The organism is Bradyrhizobium sp. BRP22 (assembly GCF_020194175.1).
GTDB lineage: Bacteria > Pseudomonadota > Alphaproteobacteria > Rhizobiales > Xanthobacteraceae > Bradyrhizobium.
In genome coordinates this window covers 66,391-85,741 of the sequence record NZ_JADYVX010000020.1, presented here as the reverse complement: position 1 = coordinate 85,741, position 19,351 = coordinate 66,391, and the positions used below count along the sequence as shown (strand labels likewise).

Annotated in this window: 18 protein-coding genes; 1 reads left to right on the top strand and 17 read right to left on the bottom strand. The window is 64.3% G+C overall.

The window, feature by feature from the left end:
* Position 1 precedes the first annotated feature (1 nt).
* The 5 genes from rbfA to rimP form a co-directional block, all read right to left on the bottom strand.
* On the bottom strand, positions 2-415 hold the full coding sequence (rbfA, locus tag I6F35_RS23545; RefSeq protein ID WP_225120041.1) for a 30S ribosome-binding factor RbfA: 414 nt from the start codon (positions 413-415) through the stop codon (positions 2-4).
* A 145-nt stretch (positions 416-560) separates the two neighbouring features.
* Positions 561-3,227 (bottom strand): translation initiation factor IF-2, encoded by a 2,667-nt coding sequence (infB, locus tag I6F35_RS23540; RefSeq protein WP_225120040.1) that lies wholly within the window; start codon positions 3,225-3,227, stop codon positions 561-563.
* A gap of 164 nt (positions 3,228-3,391) precedes the next feature.
* Positions 3,392-4,075, bottom strand: a complete 684-nt coding sequence (locus tag I6F35_RS23535; RefSeq protein ID WP_225120039.1) for an RNA-binding protein — start codon at positions 4,073-4,075, stop codon at positions 3,392-3,394.
* A 15-nt stretch (positions 4,076-4,090) separates the two neighbouring features.
* Positions 4,091-5,701, bottom strand: a complete 1,611-nt coding sequence (gene nusA / locus I6F35_RS23530; RefSeq protein ID WP_225120038.1) for a transcription termination factor NusA — start codon at positions 5,699-5,701, stop codon at positions 4,091-4,093.
* 2 nt (positions 5,702-5,703) lie between these two features.
* Positions 5,704-6,468, bottom strand: a complete 765-nt coding sequence (gene rimP, locus I6F35_RS23525) for a ribosome maturation factor RimP (protein ID WP_225120037.1) — start codon at positions 6,466-6,468, stop codon at positions 5,704-5,706.
* Between the two features lie 441 nt (positions 6,469-6,909).
* Between rimP and I6F35_RS23520 the strand changes: the two genes are divergently transcribed.
* Positions 6,910-7,986 carry a DUF2336 domain-containing protein gene (locus I6F35_RS23520; protein WP_225120036.1) on the top strand — a complete coding sequence of 359 codons (1,077 nt, stop codon included), beginning with the start codon at positions 6,910-6,912 and terminating at the stop codon, positions 7,984-7,986.
* A 232-nt stretch (positions 7,987-8,218) separates the two neighbouring features.
* Here the strand turns inward: I6F35_RS23520 and trmB are convergent, their stop codons facing one another.
* The 12 genes from trmB to tsaB form a co-directional block, all read right to left on the bottom strand.
* On the bottom strand, positions 8,219-8,932 hold the full coding sequence (gene trmB / locus I6F35_RS23515; protein ID WP_225120035.1) for a tRNA (guanosine(46)-N7)-methyltransferase TrmB: 714 nt from the start codon (positions 8,930-8,932) through the stop codon (positions 8,219-8,221).
* Positions 8,932-10,056 carry a M20 family metallopeptidase gene (locus I6F35_RS23510; protein ID WP_225120034.1) on the bottom strand — a complete coding sequence of 375 codons (1,125 nt, stop codon included), beginning with the start codon at positions 10,054-10,056 and terminating at the stop codon, positions 8,932-8,934. Before I6F35_RS23510 ends, trmB begins: the two co-directional genes overlap by 1 nt.
* Positions 10,057-10,249: 193 nt before the next feature.
* Positions 10,250-10,666, bottom strand: coding sequence for a helix-turn-helix transcriptional regulator (locus tag I6F35_RS23505; RefSeq protein WP_225120033.1), 417 nt, complete (start codon positions 10,664-10,666; stop codon positions 10,250-10,252).
* Positions 10,667-10,923: 257 nt separating this feature from the next.
* A complete protein-coding gene (lnt, locus tag I6F35_RS23500; protein WP_225120032.1) occupies positions 10,924-12,537 on the bottom strand; it encodes an apolipoprotein N-acyltransferase in 1,614 nt (537 codons plus the stop codon).
* Positions 12,534-13,646, bottom strand: a complete 1,113-nt coding sequence (locus I6F35_RS23495) for a hemolysin family protein (protein WP_225120031.1) — start codon at positions 13,644-13,646, stop codon at positions 12,534-12,536. Before I6F35_RS23495 ends, lnt begins: the two co-directional genes overlap by 4 nt.
* 1 nt (position 13,647) lies before the next feature.
* Entirely contained in the window at positions 13,648-14,154 is a 507-nt protein-coding gene (gene ybeY, locus I6F35_RS23490; RefSeq protein WP_225120030.1) for an rRNA maturation RNase YbeY, read from the bottom strand.
* Between the two features lie 83 nt (positions 14,155-14,237).
* Positions 14,238-15,293, bottom strand: coding sequence for a PhoH family protein (locus I6F35_RS23485; RefSeq protein ID WP_225120029.1), 1,056 nt, complete (start codon positions 15,291-15,293; stop codon positions 14,238-14,240).
* Positions 15,294-15,297: 4 nt separating this feature from the next.
* Entirely contained in the window at positions 15,298-16,698 is a 1,401-nt protein-coding gene (gene miaB, locus I6F35_RS23480) for a tRNA (N6-isopentenyl adenosine(37)-C2)-methylthiotransferase MiaB (RefSeq protein ID WP_225120028.1), read from the bottom strand.
* A 169-nt stretch (positions 16,699-16,867) separates the two neighbouring features.
* Positions 16,868-17,542, bottom strand: coding sequence for an HAD family hydrolase (locus I6F35_RS23475; protein ID WP_225120086.1), 675 nt, complete (start codon positions 17,540-17,542; stop codon positions 16,868-16,870).
* Between the two features lie 59 nt (positions 17,543-17,601).
* Positions 17,602-18,051 carry a Fur family transcriptional regulator gene (locus I6F35_RS23470; RefSeq protein WP_225120027.1) on the bottom strand — a complete coding sequence of 150 codons (450 nt, stop codon included), beginning with the start codon at positions 18,049-18,051 and terminating at the stop codon, positions 17,602-17,604.
* 52 nt (positions 18,052-18,103) lie between these two features.
* On the bottom strand, positions 18,104-18,589 hold the full coding sequence (rimI, locus tag I6F35_RS23465) for a ribosomal protein S18-alanine N-acetyltransferase (protein WP_225120026.1): 486 nt from the start codon (positions 18,587-18,589) through the stop codon (positions 18,104-18,106).
* Positions 18,586-19,287, bottom strand: a complete 702-nt coding sequence (gene tsaB, locus I6F35_RS23460; RefSeq protein WP_225120025.1) for a tRNA (adenosine(37)-N6)-threonylcarbamoyltransferase complex dimerization subunit type 1 TsaB — start codon at positions 19,285-19,287, stop codon at positions 18,586-18,588. The genes rimI and tsaB overlap by 4 nt, the downstream gene beginning before the upstream one ends.
* Positions 19,288-19,351: the final 64 nt, after the last annotated feature.

The window sequence follows — 19,351 nt, the reverse complement described above, 5'->3', positions numbered from 1 at the left end:
CTCATTCGTCGTCCGAATCGGGTGCAAGATCGCGCTGCACCGCAGGTGTTCTCAGTAATTTCTCGATACGTTCCGCTTCGTCGAATCGATCGTCGACGCGAAAGCGGATGTCAGGTGCAAATTTCAGGTTAACGCGATGCGCGATCTCGCCGCGGAGGAATTTCTTGTTGCGGTCGAGCGCAGCAATCACGGCCTCGGTGTCGCGTCCGCCGAGCGGCATCACATAGATGGTCGCGAGCTTCAGGTCCGGCGACATTCGCACCTCTGGAACGGTGATGATGTGGCCTTGAAGATCCGGATCGTGGACGTCACCGTGCGAGAGAATCTCGGCAACCGCGTGGCGCACCGTCTCGCCGACGCGCAGCTGACGTTGCGAGCCGCCGGCGGCGGAACTCTTCTTCTGATGACGGGGCATTATCTAAAATCCCAATTGTCGTCACCACCCGCGAAAGCGGATGATCCAGTATTCCGTGCCTAGAATCAATTGCGCTACTGGATGCCCCGCTTTCGCGGGGCATGACGGTTCAGCTCGAAATTCCCGCGCTCCGTAAGATTTGGACTTACAGAGAGCGCTGGATGGTTTCGATACGGTAGCACTCGATCACGTCGCCGACACGCATGTCGCCGTAGTTCTCGAACGCCATGCCGCATTCCTGGCCGGCGACGACTTCCTTCACTTCGTCCTTGAAGCGCTTCAGCGTCGACAGCTTGCCTTCATGCACGACGACGTTGTCGCGGATCAGGCGGACATTGGCGCCGCGTTCGACCGTGCCGTCGGTGACGCGGCAGCCGGCGACCTTGCCGACCTTGGAGATGTTGAACACCTCCAGGATCTGGGCGTTGCCGAGCATGGTCTCGCGCAGGGTCGGCGCGAGCAGGCCGGACATCGCCTTTTTGATGTCATCCACGAGATCGTAGATGATGTTGTAGTAGCGGATTTCGATGCCGTTGCGCTTGGCTGCGGCCGCCGCCTCCTTGTTGGCGCGGACGGAGAAGCCGATGATCGCGGCGTTGAAGCCTTCCGCCAGTGTGACGTCGGACTCGGAGATGCCGCCGACGCCGGCATGCAGGATGCGGGCGGCGACTTCCTCGGTGCCGAGCTTTTCCAGCGAGCCCAGGATCGCTTCCAGCGAGCCCTGCACGTCGGCCTTCACGATCAGCGGGAATTCCTTGCGGCCCGCGGTCTTGAGCTGCGACATCATCTGTTCGAGCGAGCCGCGCATGCCGGAGATCGAGGCGGCGGCGTTCTCGCGCTTCTGATGCGCGCGGTAGCTCGTGACCTGGCGGGCACGCGCTTCGTTCTCCACCACCGCAAGCCGATCGCCTGCTTCGGGCGGACCGTTGAAGCCGAGCACCTCGACCGGCACCGACGGACCGGCTTCGTCGAGATTTTCGCCCTGGTCCGAAATCAGCGCGCGGACGCGGCCCATCTCGGCGCCGGCAACGATGATGTCGCCGACCCGAAGCGTGCCGCGCTGCACCAGCACGGTCGCGACCGGACCGCGGCCGCGGTCGAGCTTGGCCTCGATCACGGTGCCTTCGGCCGGACGCTGCGAGTTGGTCTTGAGGTCGAGAAGTTCGGCCTGCAGCGCGATCATCTCGAGCAGCCGGTCGAGATTGGTCTTGTTCTTGGCGGAAACCTCGACGTCGACGACTTCGCCGCCGAGCGATTCGACCTGCACTTCATGCTGTAGCAATTCGGTGCGCACGCGCTCGGGCCGGGCGTCCGGCTTGTCGATCTTGTTGATCGCGACGATGATCGGAACCCTGGCGGCTTTGGCGTGATTGATCGCTTCGACCGTTTGCGGCATCACGCCGTCATCGGCTGCGACCACCAGCACCACGATATCGGTGACCTTGGCGCCCCGCGCGCGCATCGCGGTGAACGCGGCGTGGCCGGGCGTGTCGATGAAGGTGATCTTCGTGCCGCTTTCCGGCGAGGACACCTGATAGGCGCCGATGTGCTGGGTGATGCCGCCGGCTTCGCCTTCAACCACGTTGGCGTGACGAAGCGCGTCGAGCAGCGAGGTCTTGCCGTGGTCGACATGGCCCATGACGGTGACGACCGGCGAACGCGGCTCGGTATCGGTGGAATCGTCGACGACATCGAACAGGCCTTCCTCGACGTCGGATGCAGCCACGCGCTTCACCGTGTGACCGAGTTCCTCGGCGATCAGTTGCGCGGTGTCGGCATCGATCACGTCGGTGATCTTGTGCATCGCCCCCTGCTTCATCAGCATGCGGATCACGTCGACCGCGCGCTCGGACATGCGGTTGGCGAGTTCCTGGATGGTGATGGCTTCCGGGATCGTCACCTCGCGGATCAGCTTTTCCTTCGGTTCGTTTGACGCATGGCCCTTCAAGCGCTGCGTGCGGCGGCGGAACGATGCGATCGAGCGTTCGCGCACGTCGTCGGCGTCGAGCGCGGTAACAACCGTCAAGCGGCCACGTTGCTTCTGCGGACCCGGCTTGTGGGTGGTCTTCGGGGCGGCCACAGGGCGCATGGCGCCGCCCGGGCCGCGGCGAACCTGTCGCGGACCCTCGTCCTCATCGGGCTCGGCGGCAACGCCCGGTGCCTTCGCCGCTGGAGCCGCCGCTGGCGCGCGCGCCGGGGTCGTCGGGGTACGGGCCGGAGCCGCCGGTGCTGCCGCAGGAGCTGCTGCGGCAGCAGGCTTGGCCTCGGCCTCACCAAAGCGCCGCTTGGCCTCGATCTCGGCCTTGCGCTTGGCTTCCTCTTCCTGGCGATGACGTTCCTCTTCGGCCTGCCGGCGGGCTTCCGCGGCTTCGCGCTCGGCCCGTTCGATGCTTTCGCGGCTGGCGCGGCGCTTGGCTTCCTCTTCGGCCTGCCGGCGCTCCTCGATCTCACGCTGCCGGGCATCGGCGAGCGCGCTGGCGCGGGCCGAGCGCTCGTCCTCGGTCAGGGTGCGCAGCACCACGCCCGATCCGCCCGCATTGCGCTGCGATGAAGAGGGGCCGCCCGGGCGGCCGAGTGGCGGCCTGGCTGGCGCCGGCGCGGGCTTGGCCACGACCGGTTCGGGCGCATGCGCCTCGGTTCCGGGGCCGTCACCACCGACGCGGCGCTTGCCGCGCTTCTCGACCACAACCTGCTTGCTGCGGCCATGGCTGAAGCTCTGGCGCACGGTGCCCGTCTCGACGCGTGGTTTCAGCGTCAAGGTCTTGGTCGGGACACTCAAAGTCTTGTCGCCAGGGGTTTTGGTATCAACCATTCAGCAGTCCTAATCTTGTTAGCGTTGTGCCTGTTCGCACGCGTCGTCGTCGCAGTCCCAAAAGAGCGAAATGACTTCTTCTCAACCGTCATCTCGCTCCATCTTGTTGTTTGAACACGATCTTTTCGGAAAACCGGTTTCCCCTTTTCCGGATCATGCTCTCGCTAGAATTTCTGGCCGCTACCTTCGGTCTTGTCGTCATCGGCCATCCGGTATCGGACCAGAAGCTGGCAGCGCGACAGGAACGTCTTGCTCGCCGGGCCCGCGAGCAGGGCAGCATGTATCACATTTGACCGGCCCAGTGCCAAATCCAATTCTGCTGACGTCAGCGCGGTGACGACAGAAATTTTCAACGAATCTTCGTCTTTTCCGCCCCTTTGCCGCAAGATCGCGTCCAATTTGCGGACTCCATCGGGGGCCGCATCGGAAGCATGGATCAGACCTAAGGGTCTTTCCCGCTGCGACAACGCGTCCTCGACCTTGCCGAAGCCGGAAACGACCTGGCCAGCCTTGGCGGCCATGGCCAGCGCCTCGAGGGCACTGCGAACCAGCAGCGCTTCGGTATCATCGGGCAGAGTTGCCGCGACGCGGACGTCGCGCTTGAATCCCCGGCTAAACTGGTGACGGCGCACCGCTTCCGCAACCGTGCGGCGCGAGGCCGAAAGCCAAAGGCCGCGACCCGGCAGTTTGCGTTTCACGTCGGCGATCACCTCGCCGGTGGGGGCGACGACGAAGCGGATCAGTTCGTCGATCGGGCGCACCTCGCGGCTGACCGCGCACATCCGCATGGTCGCGGACTTGTCGGTCCGCGGCCCATGATCCAGATCGGGGTCAACCATTGCGAGCATGCCCGGGCCATCTCCTTAGGCCGTCGGTTCTTCGGCGGCTTCCGCCTCGACGTCCTGTTTGGCGAGGTCAGCCTCGGTAATCCAGCCGGCCTTCACGCGGGCCTGCATGATCATCGCCTCGGCGTCCTCGCGGGAGACATCGATCCCGTCGAGGAACCCCTTATGCTTGGTCTGCTCGCCGCCGTCCTTGCGCTCGGTCCAGCCGACCAGGTCGTCGGTGGCGCAGCCGGCGAGATCCTCGACGGTTTTGACGTCGTTCTCGCCGAGCTTGACCAGCATCTTCGCGGTTATGCCGGGGACGGTCTTCATGGCGTCCTCGACGCCGAGTTCCTTGCGCTTGGCTTCCAGCTCGGCCTCGAGCTGCTCCAGATATTCCTTGGCGCGATTCTGCAGCTCGGCAGCGGTTTCCTCGTCGAAGCCCTCGATGCCGGCGAGTTCCTTCACATCGACCAGCGCCAGTTCCTCGACCGAGGTGAAGCCTTCCGACGCCAGGAGCTGGCCGACCACTTCGTCGACATTGAGCGCTTCCATGAAGACACGGGTCGAGTTCTCGAAATCGGCCTGGCGGCGCTCGGATTCTTCCTGCTCGGTCAGGATGTCGATGTCCCAGCCGGTGAGCTGCGAGGCGAGGCGTACGTTCTGGCCGCGGCGGCCGATCGCGAGCGAGAGCTGGTTGTTGGTGTCGGGCACCACGACCTCGATGCGCTCGCGGTCCTCGTCGATCACGACCTTGGCGACTTCGGCCGGCGCCAGCGCGTTGACGACGAAGGTCGCGATGTCGGGCGACCACGGGATGATGTCGATCTTCTCGCCCTGCAGTTCGTTGACCACGGCCTGCACGCGCGAACCCCGCATGCCGACGCAGGCGCCGACCGGATCGACCGACGAATCCCGCGAGATCACGCCGATCTTGGCGCGCGAGCCGGGGTCGCGGGCCACCGCCTTGATCTCGACGATGCCGTCATAGATCTCCGGCACCTCCTGCGCGAACAGCTTGGCCATGAATTGCGGATGGGTGCGCGACAGGAAGATCTGCGGGCCCCGGGTCTCGCGGCGGACGTCGAAGATGTAGGCGCGGACGCGGTCGCCGTTGCGGAACACTTCACGCGGCAGCATCTCGTCGCGGCGGATGATGGCTTCGCCACGTCCGAGATCGACAATCACGCTGCCATATTCGACGCGCTTGACGACGCCGTTGACGATGTCGCCGATGCGGTCCTTGAATTCCTGGTATTGCCGGTCACGTTCGGCCTCGCGCACCTTCTGCACGATCACCTGCTTGGCGGATTGCGCGGCGATGCGGCCATATTCGAGCGGCGGCAGGGTGTCGGCGATGGTATCGCCGACACGGGCGCCGGGATTGGCGCGCTGGGCATCGACCAGCGAAATCTGGTTGGACGAATTCTCGACCACGTCGACTACCAGCATGTGGCGCGACAGGCGGAGCTCGCCCTTCTTGGGATCGATCTCGGCGTGGACGTCGGTCTCGCTGCCGTACCGGGCGCGCGCCGCCTTCGCAATGGCATCCTCCATCGCGGCGATCACGATGCCGCGGTCGATCGATTTCTCGCGCGCGACGGCGTCGGCGATCTGCAGCAGTTCAAGTCGGTTGGCGCTGACTGCCATGGCTAGTCTCCTTCGTCAGGCTCGGTCTCGCCCCGGCGCAGCCGTTCGGCGGCGAGGCGGTGTTGTTTAGTGTTCTTCGGGGCCGTTTTCGTGCCGGTCCCGTGTTTCGGCTTATGGCTCTTGCTCGGATCGCTTTTCTTGGCGTGCGCGGGTTGTGGCGGGGCCAGACCCAGTTCGCGGCGCAGCTCACGTTCCTGAGCCTTGCCGCGCCGCATCGATTCGGCGATCAGCTCGTCGGTCAGCACCAGCCTTGCTTCGGCGATGTCCTCCATCGTCAGCAAGGTCTCCGCATCTTCGCCCTCGCGTGTGTCATCCCGATGTAGGCGCACCGCGCTACCCTCAACGCCCTTCAGGATGCCGCGGAACCGCTTGCGGCCCTGATGCGCCACTGCCATCTCGATCTTGACGAGATGGCCGGCATAGCGTTCGAAATCCGAGCGCCGCACCAGTGGCCGGTCGATGCCCGGTGACGAGATTTCCAGCCGGTAGGCCCGGTCGATGGGATCGGCGATGTCGAGCACCGGCGACAGCGCGCGCGAGATCGCCTCGCAATCCTCGATCTGCATCGAGCCATCCGGCCGTTCCGCCATGATCTGCACGGTGCAGCCGGCCTCGCCGGTGATCTTGATCCGCACCAGGCGATAGCCCAGTCCCTGCAGGACCGGGGTGGCGACGGCCGACACGCGCGCCGCAGGGCCGGGCTCGACCACGAGCCGCGGCTCGGCGAGCAATTCGGCATTGACGGAACCAGCGGTTGGATCGGTCATATCCAGGGTCAAAGATACGTCTTGAGCTGTCGGTTCTGTTGGTTAGCCGGCCCTTGACCGGCGTCGGGTCATGATCCGATCACGCAAAAATCGGGTCATGATCTTCTCTCGTGTTTGAGCATGATCCTTGCGAACAACTGGCTTCGCTTTTCCGGTTCATGCTCTGGTTGCGCTACCCGAACCGGACCAGGCTCGGCCGGGTTCGTTCGGGTAATAAAAAAGAGCGGGTCCGGAGGGGCCCACTCTCAATACGCGATCGTATGAGAACTTTAAGTCGCTGCCGATATAGCGCTTTTCCGCTCATCCGGCAAGGGGCGTAGGCCACCCGGAAGCAAATTTGCGCCGTCCGGCGGCCGGATGCAACTGTCTAACACTTCGTTCACGAACGCCACCTAGATTGCGCCGCAAAACCGGCATGGCGCGGCCGGTTTAGGCAGGCTTATGACGACGACAGCGACCGCACTGATTCCTGAACTCGACGAGATCGTCCGTACCGGTGACCCCAGGCGCCGCGCCGAGGCCGCGCGCCGGATCGGCGAACTGTTCCTGCAGGGGGCCGCGGGTTTCAGCACCGACCACATCGATCTGTTCGACGGCGTCCTGACCAGCCTGGTGCCGCACGCAGAGCGTGCCGCGCGGGCGGAGCTCGCCGAACGCCTGTCGCTGTTGTCGAAGGGGCCGCGCACCCTGATCGGGCAGCTTGCGCGGGAGGACGAGATCGCGATCGCCGGGCCGCTGTTGCGCCGGTCTCCTGTCATCGACGAGCAGGTCCTGGTCGAAATCGCCCGCGCCAAGGGGCAGGAGCATCTGCTGGCGATGGCGGAACGGCCGAAGCTCTCGGCCGATCTGACCGACGTCATCGTCCGCCGTGGCGATCGCGACGTCGTCCGCCGTGCGGCCGGCAATGCCGGCGCCGAGTTCTCCAGGGGCGGTTATTCGACGCTGATCCGGCGCGCCAACCAGGACAGCGTGCTGACGCTCGCCGTCGGCCAGCGCGCGGATCTGTCGCCCGAGCAGTTGAAGACGCTGGTGGCGGGTTCGGTCGATATCGTCCGCCGCCGCCTGTTCGACGTGGTCAAGCCGGAGCGGCAGGCCGCGATCAAGCAGGCGATCAGCGAGATCAACGGCATGAGCGAGAAGGTCGACAGCGCGCGCGATTTCGCGCCGGCGCAGCGCACGATCCTCGCGCTGCATCACGCCGATCAATTGAACGAACTCGCGCTGCTCGACTTCGCCAAGTCCTTCAAATACGAGGAAGCGGTGTGCGCGCTGGCCGCGATGACCGGCGTCAAGATCGCAACGCTCGATCGCCTGATCACCGGCGACCGCTACGATCCCATTCTGATCGCCGGCAAGACCATTGGCCTCGAATGGGCCACCGTGCGCGCGCTGATCCTGCTCCGGCTCGGTCCCAACCGGGTGCCGTCGCCCGCCGACATCGAGAGCGCCCGGCTGAACTTCACCCGCCTGATGCCCTCCACCGCGCAGCGCGTCGTGGATTTCTGGAAGACGCGGTAATCTCTCTCCTCGTCATTGCGAGCGCAGCGAAGCAATCCATTTCACTGCTTGCGGAGGCATGGATTGCTTCGCTGGCGCTCGCAATGACGGACGCTCAGATTTGAATGCCAAGTGCAAACCACGCCGTCATTCCGGGGCACGCGCAGCGTGAGCCCGGAATCCATCGGGCCACATACACACGCGGCGAAATGGATACCGGGTTCGCGCTACGCGCCCCCCGGAATGACAAGCGTCAAATTCTGCGAAACCGCAGGTACGTCGCGCGTCGTCCCTCGCGCTCGGCCTTGGCGCCGTAGCGCGTCATCGTGTAGTCCGGCCAGGGCGCCTGCCAGTCGGCGGCGCGCTCGGCCGTCCAGGTGAAATCCGGCGAGCGCATCAGGTGCGCTAGCGTCCAGGTGCAGTAATCGTCGATGTCGCTGACGAAGCGGAATTCGCCGCCTGCTTTGAGGATGCGCGCCATTGCGGCAATGGTGGCGTCCTGGACAAAGCGGCGCTTCCAGTGCCGTCGCTTCGGCCAGGGATCGGGATGGATCAGGTCGATGCGCCGCATCGATTGCGATGGCGCCCAGGCGAGCAGCTCGGCGGCGTCGCCTGCGAACAGGCGGATGTTGCGGATATTGTGCGCCTCGATCTGGGTCAGGATCTTGGCCATGCCGTTGACATAAGGCTCGCAGCCGATGAAACCGATCTTCGGAAACGCGCGAGCCTCGGCGACCAGATGCTCGCCGCCGCCAAATCCGATCTCGAGCCTGACATCCTCGATATCGTCGTCATCGAACAATTCGGTGAGGCGGGCCGGCGCCGGGCTTGCGATATCGAGCGCCAGATGCGGCAGCAGATGCTCGATCAGGTCGGCCTGATGCGCACGCAGCCTGTGGCCCTTGCGCCGTCCGAAGAACGAGCCCTGCACATGTGCGTCGCGCTCCTGATCGCGTGAAGGCGTCATCATCGCAGCGTCTGGTACAGCCGATAGAGCAGCCGCGCCCGCGGCTCGATCGATGAGATATACATCTGCTCGTAATGGGTATGCGCGCCCTTGCCGTCGACGCCGAGACCGTCGAGCGTCGCCGTATGCCGGGCCGTGAAATTGCCGTCGGAGCCGCCGCCGGTCGAGGTGTCCACGAGGTCGAAGCCGATCTCGGTTGCGAGCGTCTTGGCGTGCTCGTAGAGCGCCGCGCCGGCGTTGGTCTTCTCGTAAGGCGGCCGGTTCAATTCGCCGACCACCCGCACGCTGACGCCGTCGGTCCGCGATCTCAGATTGAGAATCTTCGGCACCAGCTCTTCGGCATCGGCGGTGGTCGGCACGCGCATGTCGACCTCGGCATAGGCCTCTTCCGCGATCACGTTCGGCTTGGTGCCGCCCCTGACCACGCCGACATTGACGGTGACGCCGCGCTTCAGATCGTTCATCGCCTCGAGCGTCTGGATGATGTTGCCGAGCTCGCGGATCGCGCTGCGGCCGTCCTCGGGCCGTGTGCCGGCGTGCGAGGGCACGCCCTTGACGAAGATCTCGAAGCGGGCAACGCCCTTGCGCCCGGTGACAATCTTGCCACCGTCACGCGCCGGCTCGGTCACCAGCACATATTTGGCTCTGCGGCCTTCGGCTTCGATCAGCGCCCGCGAAGTCGGGCTGCCGATCTCCTCATCGGACACGTAGAGCTGGGTGACGCCGAGTGGCGGGCGCGCGCCATTGGCACAAATTTCCCTGAAAGCGTGGTAGGCGAGATAGGCGCCGCCCTTCATATCGTAGATGCCGGGACCGAAGGCGCTGTCGCCGTCGATCCTGAACGGCAGGCGCTGGATGAATCCGAGGGGATGCACGGTATCCAGATGGCTCAGCACCAGGATTCCCGGTGCGTCCTGGCCCCAGGCCGAGCGCGCGACGAGATGATCGCCGTATCCGTTCTGGCCGTCGATCCGCTCGAGCGTGGCCGGCAGGCCGCGGTAGCCTTCGGCGACGAGATCGGCGAGCTTGTTGACCTGCTCGGGCGCTTCCGTCGGCGTCTCGATCTCCACCCAGCGGCGGATGCCGTCGAGAATCTCCGCAGACTTGAAGGATATGCTGGTCATTGGCGCGCCGGTATCTGGAGCATGATCCGGAAAAGTGGAAACCGGTTTTCCGAGAAGATCATGCTCAAACAAAGAGATGAGATCATGATCAGATTCCGTCTAGGCGGATCATGATCTGGAAGCGATTGAACCGATGTCATGCCCCCGCGCCGGCGGGTGCGTCAATGCCATGTCGCCGGAATGATGACGCCGATCAGCGCTTGTCGGGGCCTTCGCGGGCGGCGATCTGCTCGACCAGTTCGACGATGCTGCGGCGAAGCTTGGCGTCGGCGATGCGCGTGAAGGCACGCGTCAGCGCCAGTCCCTCGGAGGTTGCGAGAAAGTCAGAAACGTAACTGGGCGAGGCGCCCTCGCTAAAGCCTTCCGCGGTTGGCGAGCCGCTTGGTCCGCCGTCGAACAGGAACGAGACCGGCACCTGCAGGATCTCGGAAATCTGCTGGAGCCGGCTGGCGCCGACGCGGTTGGTGCCCTTCTCATATTTCTGGATCTGCTGGAAGGTGAGGCCGAGCTTTTCTCCCAGCTTTTCCTGGCTCATGCCCAACATGATCCGCCGCATGCGGACACGGCTGCCGACATATTTGTCAACAGGATTGGGCGCTTTGGTAGACATCTTCGGACTCTCCTGGAAGGATTACGCGCCCGGCGGATGAGGCAAAACGGGCATGGAGTATGCCTCAGGCGCCGGTATCGTCAAAATCCCGCGAGGAGGATCGAGGACGAATGCGGACAATTTGAGCAACTGCGCTGGCTGGATTTCAGTTTGGCTTGGAACGGTAGAATGCGAATGACGCGGTCGGTCTGTCAACTGGGGGAAGCGCGCCTGCTAAATTTTTCCTTGCGTAGGCAACCATCGGGCGACCGCAGGCGTCAGAAACTGCGCCGGGCAACACGCCGTCCGACCACGAGCAACAACGCGGCGAAGAGAATGATCGCCGCGGGAATGTCATTGAAACGTGCATATACGGTCGGCGGAATGGCAGCCGGCAAGCTGGCATCGAGCACGCCTTCAATGCCGAGGCCGAGCTCTGCGACAATTCGTCCAGCGGGATCGATGACTGCGGAAATCCCGGTGTTGGCTGCGCGGACGACCGGCAGGCCCTCCTCGATCGCGCGCAGCCGCGCCTGCTGCAGATGCTGGTATGGGCCGGTCGAAATTCCAAACCACCCGTCATTGGTGACGTTGATGATCCAGCCCGGCCGGTCGTCGTGAACGTCGATGTCGCCGGGAAAGATCGCCTCATAGCAGATCAGCGGCAGCGCGCGCGGCGCCGCTGGGATATCCAATGCATGGCGGCGCTGGCCGGGGATGAAGCCGCCGTGGACTTTCGTGAGCTGCACGAAGCCGAGCTTTTCCATCAGGTCCTGAAACGGCAGGTATTCGCCGAATGGCACCAGGTGCAGCTTGTCATAGACTGACAGCACGCTGCCGTCGTGGTCGATGACATAGATCGAATTATAGGCCCGTGTGATGCGAGCGCCCGGCGGCAGGTCGGGGGCGCGCACCGAGCCGGTGATCAGCACGGTTCCGGGGGACAAGAGGTCGGCGATTTGCGCCATCGCATCGGCCTCGCGCGTCAGGAAGAACGGGAACGCCGATTCCGGCCAGATCAGGATGCTGGCGTCGCGCACGCCCGTGGATTGTGGGCCGGAGGCGCGGTCGGAGAGAGTCAGGTATTTCTTCATCACCTCCGCTTTGGCGGAGTAGTTGAATTTGACGTCCTGCTGCAGGTTTGGCTGCATGATGCGCAGCTTGACGTTGGCGACCATGGCGGTCGGCAGCCGCGACAGCCGCACCGCGCCGAACACCAGCATGGCCGCGAGAACGACCAGCGCCGTGACCGGTACCCTCCACAATCTTCGGTTGGACGATTTGCCATCGATCAGGACAGCCGGGCTCGCGAAGATCGCAACGGCAAGGAACGTCATGCCCCAGAGCCCGATCAGCGACGCGGTCTGCGCCAGCGCCAGTGGTTCTGACAACGCATAGCCGAAGGCGTTCCAGGGAAACCCTGACAGCAAGTGGCCACGCAGCCATTCGGCGATGGTCAGGCTCGCCGCCAGCGCCAGCACGCGGAAACCATCAGGGGTCCAGAGCAGGCGCGCCAGCGCAAAACCGAGCGCCGGAAACAGGGCGAGATAGGCGGGCAGGCCCAGCACCGCAAATGGCAGCAGCCAGGCGAAAGTCTGCGCATCGACCAGGAAGGCATAGCCGATCCAGTAAAGCCCAGGCACGAAGTAGCCGAGCCCGAACCAGTAGCCGGAGATCGCCGCCGCCGGAATGCCGCGCCACTTGCCGGCCCCGGCGCCGTCGATCAGCCAGACCGCGACCGGGAAGGTCAGGAACAGGATCGGCCAGGCGTTGAACGGCGCCATTGCGAGTGACGACAGGGCGCCGGCCATCAGCGCAATGACGGCGCGTTTCCATCCCCAGGTCAGGATGATCGAAAGCCCGGCCGTGCGGAGTTGATCGGAAAATCTCACTGCGGGCCGGCTCCATCGCCGGACGGGGGCGCGGAGTCGTTGGCCTGCGGGTTGGCGTCGGGGGTGGCCTCGCTGCGGCGACGGCCCTCGCGCTCCTTGCGCGGAACGTTGCGTTCCCTGCGCGTCGCGATCCGCACCCGTTTGACCCGCCGCGGATCGGCGTCGAGCACCTCGACCTCGAAATTGCCCGGCCCGGAAATCAATTCGCCGCGTACCGGCACGCGGCCGACGAACGACACCAGATAGCCGCCGAGCGTCTCGACCTCCTCGCCGGCCTCGCCCGTCACGAACTCTTCGCCGATCACGGAGCGAACATCGTCGAGGCTCGCCCGGGCGTCGGCGATGAAGGAGTTGTCCGCCTGGCGAACGATCGACGGCGGCTCGTCACTGTCGTGCTCGTCGTCGATCTCGCCGACGATTTCCTCGACGAGGTCCTCGATCGTCACCAATCCATCGGTGCCGCCATACTCGTCGACCACTAGCGCAAGATGAATCCGCGTGGCCTGCATCTGCACCAACAGGTCGATCGCGCGCATCGACGGCGGCACATAAAGCAGTTTTCGGATGATGCTGGCTTCGTGAAGCGGCAGCGCGAGATCGACCGCCCGCAGATCGAGGCCGGCGGGCAGCGGCTTCCTGCGCCGCGTCTTGCCGGCGTCGCTGACGCGCGCCCTTGCGGTCATGAAGGCGAGCAGGTCGCGGATGTGCACCATGCCCTCGGGATCATCGAGGGTTTCGTTGTAGACCACGAGGCGCGAATGCGCCGCGCTTTCGAACAGGCTCATCAATTCGCCGAGCGGGATGTCGCGCTTGACCGCGACGATGTCGGCGCGATGCACCATTACGTCGGCGATACGCCGCTCATGCAGATTGAGGATATTGCGCAGCATGGTGCGCTCGACGGCGGAAAAGTTCACGTCATCGGGCGTCGACGCGTCGAGCACCACCTGCAGATCGTCGCGGACCGATCCCGCCTTCCAGCCGAACAAGGTGCGGATCGCGCGCAGCAGCCAGCCCTCCGCTGCGGGACGCTGCGCTTCCTCCGGCACCACGGCCGGCAGGTTGCGCACATCGCGCGGATTGTCGTGGATAGGTTCGGAGTCCGCCATTTCAGTCCATCCGCTCCCGGTCCGCATACGGATCGGGAATGCCAAGCTGCGCGAGGATTTCGCGCTCGAGATTTTCCATTTGCTCGGCGTCGTCGTCGTTGTCGTGGTCATAGCCGATCAGGTGCAGGAAACCGTGCACCGCGAGGTGACTCAAATGGTGGTCGAACGGCTTCTGCTCCTCGTCGGCCTCCTTGCGCGTGGTCTCATAAGCGATCGCGATATCGCCGAGCATGCGCGGGGCGTCGTCCGGCCCCTGGGTTCCGTTGGGCTGCAGGGCCGGAAACGAAAGCACATTGGTCGGCTTGTCGACACCTCGCCAATTGCTGTTCAGTGTCTGGATTCCGGAATCATCCGTCAGCATCACTGCCAGTTCGGCGTCGCCGACATCGGCTTCGGCGATCTCGGCGGCGGCCTCGATGGCGCGATGGATCACCGCTTCAGCATCAGGCTCGGTCTGCCAGCAATCGGCTGTGACCAGAACCTCGGTAGCGGGGAGGGCGGAAGACACTGTCGTTCCAAAAAGTTGTTTCTAGGCGTTCGGGTTGCGCCTGGAACCCGCCTGCGGCAGGTTCGCGAGGCCGGCTGATAACATCAAGATTTGGCGGCGCCCTGCCGTTGTGGCAATCCCTCATAGGCGGCGACGATCCGTGCCACCAATTCGTGACGGATCACGTCTTCGGCGGTGAAGTGCACCTGTGCGATGCCCTCGACGCCCTCCAGCAGGCGTACCGCCTCCGCCAGCCCGGAAGCCTGGCCGTGCGGCAAGTCGACTTGCGAGGGGTCGCCGGTGACGATCATGCGGCTGTTCTCGCCGAGCCGCGTCAGGAACATCTTCATCTGCATCGAGGTGGTGTTTTGCGCTTCATCCAGGATGATGACGGCATTGGTCAGCGTGCGGCCACGCATGAAGGCGAGTGGCGCGATTTCGATCTCGCCGCCTTGCAGCGCGCGCTCGACGACGCGCGCATCCATCAGGTCATAGAGCGCATCATAGATCGGCCGCAGATAGGGATCGACCTTCTCGCGGAGATCGCCGGGCAAAAAGCCGAGCCGTTCGCCGGCTTCGACCGCGGGCCGCGACAGGATGATGCGGTCGACTTCCTTGCGCTCGAACAGTTGCGCGGCATAGGCGACCGCAAGCCAGGTCTTGCCGGTACCGGCGGGACCGATGCCGAACACCAATTCATGCCGTTTCAACGCGCGAATATAGGAATCCTGGGCCGCGGTGCGCGCCCGCACCGGGCGCTTGCGCAAATTTATAGTCTCGAACGAGGGCTTTGCGGTCTTGGCATCGAACTCGAACAATGAGCCTTGGGCGATCACGGCGCGGATCGCACCTTCGACGTCGCCCTGCGAAAGGTCATGTCCCTGCGTTGCCTGGCCATAGAGCGTCTCCAGCACACGCCGTGCGGCGTCGCAGCCGTCGCGGGAGCCGGCGATGGTGATCTGGTTGCCGCGGGAATCGACGACGACGCCGAGCCGCCGCTCGATCTGCGCCAGATTCTGGCCGTAAGGACCGACCAGCGCGGAAGCGGCGCGGTTGTCGTCGAAGTCGATGACGACCTGGGTCTCTGGCGGGATCTGCATGTCGCGGTCGGGTTTGCGGCTGGGAGCAAGCGAAGATGAATCCGATGCACTTTTTGGCAAGGGTTCAGGCTCCAATGGCCGTCTGCGAAAGAGCGGATGCTTGCGGCTGCGCATGACGCGCGGCGAGCTCGCCGAGCAGGCTATAGCGCTCGAGGCTGTCGATCCTGACCGGTAGCACTTTTCCGATGATGTCAGGCGAGGCCATCACATGCGCGGGCTGCAGATAGGCGGTGCGGCCGACGATCTGGCCAGGATTGCGTCCTGCGCGTTCGAACAGCACATCGACCGTGGTGCCGATCACAGCCTTGTTGAAGGCCGATTGCTGGATGTCGATCAAGTTCTGGAGGCGCTCCAATCGCTCGTCCATTTCTGCCGCTGGCACGATCTCCCGCATGTCCGCCGCCGGCGTGCCGGGCCGCGGCGAATATTTGAAAGAATAAGCGGCAGCGTACCCTATTTGCGTGACAAGCGCGAGGGTCGCGGAAAAATCTTCCCTGCTTTCACCGGGGAAGCCGACGATGAAATCCGATGAAAAAGCAATATCTTGGCGCGCCGCGCGAAACCGGTCGATGACGCGACGGTAGTCATCGGCGGTATGTTTGCGGTTCATGGCTGCCAAAATCCGGTCCGAACCGGACTGCACCGGCAGGTGCACGAACGGCATCAGCGCCGGCAGGTCGCGATGTGCCTCGATCAGGCTGTCCTCGACATCGCGGGGATGACTGGTGGAATAGCGCAGGCGCGCGACGCCGGGAATTGCGGCGAGCCGCTCCAGCAATTTGCCGAGCGGCCAGCTTCGTCCATCCGGCCCTTCGCCGTGATAAGCGTTGACGTTCTGCCCGATCAGGGTGATCTCGCGCACGCCGTTATCGGCAAGCCGCGCCACATCGTCGATGATTCTTGTCACAGGACGCGAGACTTCCGCGCCGCGCGTGTACGGCACGACGCAGAAGGTGCAGAACTTGTCGCAGCCTTCCTGCACAGTGACGAAAGCGGAAATGCCGCGCGAGCGGATCGCGTCGGGCTTCGGCGGCGGCAGAAATCCGAACTTGTCCTCGACGGGGAATTCAGTCTCCAGCGCGCGGCCTTCTGCCTTCGCCTGCTTCAGGAGTTGCGGCAGATGATGGTAGCTCTGCGGACCGACTACGACATCGACGGTCGGTGCGCGGCGGATGATCTCCTCACCTTCCGCTTGCGCAACGCAGCCGGCGACCGCAATTTTCATCTCGCGACCCTGCCGCACGGCGTCGTCCTTCATCACCCGCAGCCGTCCTAGCTCGGAATAGACCTTTTCCGAGGCCTTCTCGCGAATATGGCAGGTGTTGAGGATCACCAGGTCCGCTTCATCGGCGTTCGCCGTCTCGACAAAGCCCTCGCCGGCCAGCGTATCCACCATGCGCTGCGCATCGTAGACATTCATCTGGCAGCCATAGGACTTGATGTGCAGCTTGCGCGGCGGCGTCATGGAACCTGCTTTGGGTGGAAAGGAGCGCATTCAGGGCGCAGGGCTCAAATACAGCCTAAAGCAGCCAAAATCCAGCTTTTGGGCCGTCATTCCGGGATGGTCCGAAGGACCAGACCCGGAATCTCGAGATTCCGGGTTCGATGCTGGCGCATCGCCCCGGAATGACAACTCAGGTTACGGCAGCGACTGCGCCCCGTTCGATCAACCCTGGCAGTTCCCGCATATCCGCAAACGTCATGGTGGCGCCGGCGGCGTGCAGCGCCTCGGCATGGCCGGCCCCGCAATGGCTGCCGCCGCAGAAGCCGAGGACTGCCATCCCGGCCGCGCGGGCGGCTGCGATGCCGGCGATGCTGTCCTCGATCACAAGGCAGCGCTCAGGCGGCACCCCCATCTGCTCAGCCGCGAACAGGAACAGATCGGGCGCCGGCTTGCCGTTCTTGACCTGCAAGGCTGAGAAGATGTTCGGCGCGAATCGATCGTAGAGGGCGGTGCGGCCGAGACTGACGCGCATGCGTTGCGGCGAGCCGCTGGACGCCACGCAAACCGGCTGCGCGATCTCATCGAGCGCGGCATGAATGTGCGGCACCGCTTGCAGGTCGGCCTCAAAGGAACGGAAAAGTTCGTCCTGCAATTGCGTGTGAAAATCATCGGGAAGGCTGCGGCCGAGTTCGGCTTCGACTTCGAGGTTCGCCTGCCGCGTCGAACGACCGAGGAAACGCTCGAAGACCTGCTCCGATGTGATCGGATAGCCGTGACGCGTCAGGACCTCGGCATGCGCTCGGCAGGAAATGACTTCGCTGTCGACCAGCACGCCGTCGCAATCGAAGATGATGAGATCGGGAATTTCTTGTTGACGCGTTTTCTTCACGCGAACCGGTATCCACTTCGCTCGAAAACGCTATGTTACGACTTATCTTCGTCCAGCGGAACGCAATACAACTCCAGCCGGTGGTCGACCAGCTTGTAGCCGAGCTTGCGCGCGATCTCCGCCTGCAGCTTCTCGATCTCTTCGGAGGTGAATTCGATCACCTTGCCGTCGCGCAAATTGATCAGGTGGTCGTGGTGGCTGTCCGGCATCTGCTCATAGCGCGCGCGGCCCTCGCGAAAGTCGTGGCGCTCGATGATGCCGGCATCCTCGAACAATTTGACGGTGCGGTAGACGGTCGAGATCGAGATCTTGTCGTCGACCGCGACGCAGCGCCGGTAAAGCTCCTCGACATCAGGGTGATCCATGGATTCGGCCAACACGCGTGCGATGACGCGGCGCTGCTCGGTCATGCGCATGCCGGTCGCGGCGCAGCGCGCCTCGATGCCGGAATTCTTGATCGCAGACGGGGATTTTAGCGGAGCCATGTTTCTTCAGCCTTGAAGGGCAGGGCGGCACTGTTTTGCCACTGCCCGCATGTTACGACAAGTCACGCCGCATCAGAAGCGCATTCAAATGTTCCCCGCCGGGCTGCTTGTAATAGCGTTCGCGACGACCGACGACGGCAAATCCGGCCCGTTCATAGAGCCGCCTGGCGGGCTGGTTGTTTTCCTCCACTTCAAGGAAAACAGTGCGAACGCCGCGGCCGGCGAGATGGCCGAGATGCGTCAGCAACAGGTTACGCGACAGCCCTCTGCCGCGCTGACCAGCATCGATCGCGATCGACAGGATTTCAGCTTCATCCGCTCCGATCCGCGAGACCGCAAAGCCGATGATCTTGCGCCCGAGCCGCAGCCGATGCACCAGCGTGTTGCGCTCGCCGAGCATCGCCTCGAACTCGCCTTCGCCCCAGCCGCGATGAAACGAGGCGCCATGCAACTGCGCAAGCCGCGGTACGTCGTGCACAGTCGCGGGCTCGACCGCCGGCGTGCCGCGGCCCAGCCACTCGGAAAGCCAGGCCATCATGACGCTGTCGGTTGCGGGACGTCGAGCGGCGGGTTGGCCGGCGGCTTTGCGTCCGGCGCACGCAGATAGAACGGCCGCGGCGGCGCCGTTTCGGGATCGACGGCCGCGCCGACCCAGGCGACCCAGGTGATATCGGGCGCGACCTCTGAATCGACCTTGAACGGTGGCGCCATCTCCGCCGGCCAGCGGTCCGCGAGGATTTTTGCGGCGTTGCCGACCAGATGCGGCGGCGCGCCAAGCTGCGCGGCCTCGATCGCGTGTGCGATCGGCGCCACCTTCGGCTTGACCAGCGGACTGCCGTCGCCGCCCACCACCTGGAAATAGACATGATCGTGCCGCGCATCGATCGCGGAGATGATCGGCTGCTCGCCGTTCTCGGCAACGACAGGCGCGGCATAGGCCGTCAGCGTGGTGACGCCGACGACGGGTTTACCGGCCGCCAGCGCGATGCCGCGCGCCGCCGACAAGCCGACGCGCAGTCCGGTGAAGCTGCCGGGACCGGTGGTGACGGCAATGCGATCGAGCGAGCCGAAGGCGATGCCGCTCTCCTTCATCACCCGCGCAATCAACGGCATCAGCGCTTCGGCGTGTCCGCGCTTCATCGGTTGCGATTGCAGCGCGATCGCCTTGCTGGCGGTGGTATCGAACACCGCGGCGGAGCAGGCGTCGAGCGCGGTGTCGATGGCGAGAATGATCATGGGGCGAATGGCGAATGGCGAGTGGCGAACGGATGGTCAGATGCGATCCTTATTCGCCATTCGC

Coding starts and splice junctions, on each gene's coding strand:
- I6F35_RS23520 (WP_225120036.1), top strand. CDS start 6,910: ATGACGACGACAGCGACCGCACTGATTCCTGAACTCGACGAGATCGTC.
- I6F35_RS23510 (WP_225120034.1), bottom strand. CDS start 10,056: ATGACCAGCATATCCTTCAAGTCTGCGGAGATTCTCGACGGCATCCGC.
- rimI (WP_225120026.1), bottom strand. CDS start 18,589: ATGATGGCCTGGCTTTCCGAGTGGCTGGGCCGCGGCACGCCGGCGGTC.
- I6F35_RS23505 (WP_225120033.1), bottom strand. CDS start 10,666: ATGTCTACCAAAGCGCCCAATCCTGTTGACAAATATGTCGGCAGCCGT.
- infB (WP_225120040.1), bottom strand. CDS start 3,227: ATGGTTGATACCAAAACCCCTGGCGACAAGACTTTGAGTGTCCCGACC.
- I6F35_RS23495 (WP_225120031.1), bottom strand. CDS start 13,646: ATGGCGGACTCCGAACCTATCCACGACAATCCGCGCGATGTGCGCAAC.
- miaB (WP_225120028.1), bottom strand. CDS start 16,698: ATGACGCCGCCGCGCAAGCTGCACATCAAGTCCTATGGCTGCCAGATG.
- rbfA (WP_225120041.1), bottom strand. CDS start 415: ATGCCCCGTCATCAGAAGAAGAGTTCCGCCGCCGGCGGCTCGCAACGT.
- tsaB (WP_225120025.1), bottom strand. CDS start 19,287: ATGATCATTCTCGCCATCGACACCGCGCTCGACGCCTGCTCCGCCGCG.
- nusA (WP_225120038.1), bottom strand. CDS start 5,701: ATGGCAGTCAGCGCCAACCGACTTGAACTGCTGCAGATCGCCGACGCC.
- I6F35_RS23535 (WP_225120039.1), bottom strand. CDS start 4,075: ATGCTCGCAATGGTTGACCCCGATCTGGATCATGGGCCGCGGACCGAC.
- rimP (WP_225120037.1), bottom strand. CDS start 6,468: ATGACCGATCCAACCGCTGGTTCCGTCAATGCCGAATTGCTCGCCGAG.
- trmB (WP_225120035.1), bottom strand. CDS start 8,932: ATGACGCCTTCACGCGATCAGGAGCGCGACGCACATGTGCAGGGCTCG.
- I6F35_RS23470 (WP_225120027.1), bottom strand. CDS start 18,051: ATGGCTCCGCTAAAATCCCCGTCTGCGATCAAGAATTCCGGCATCGAG.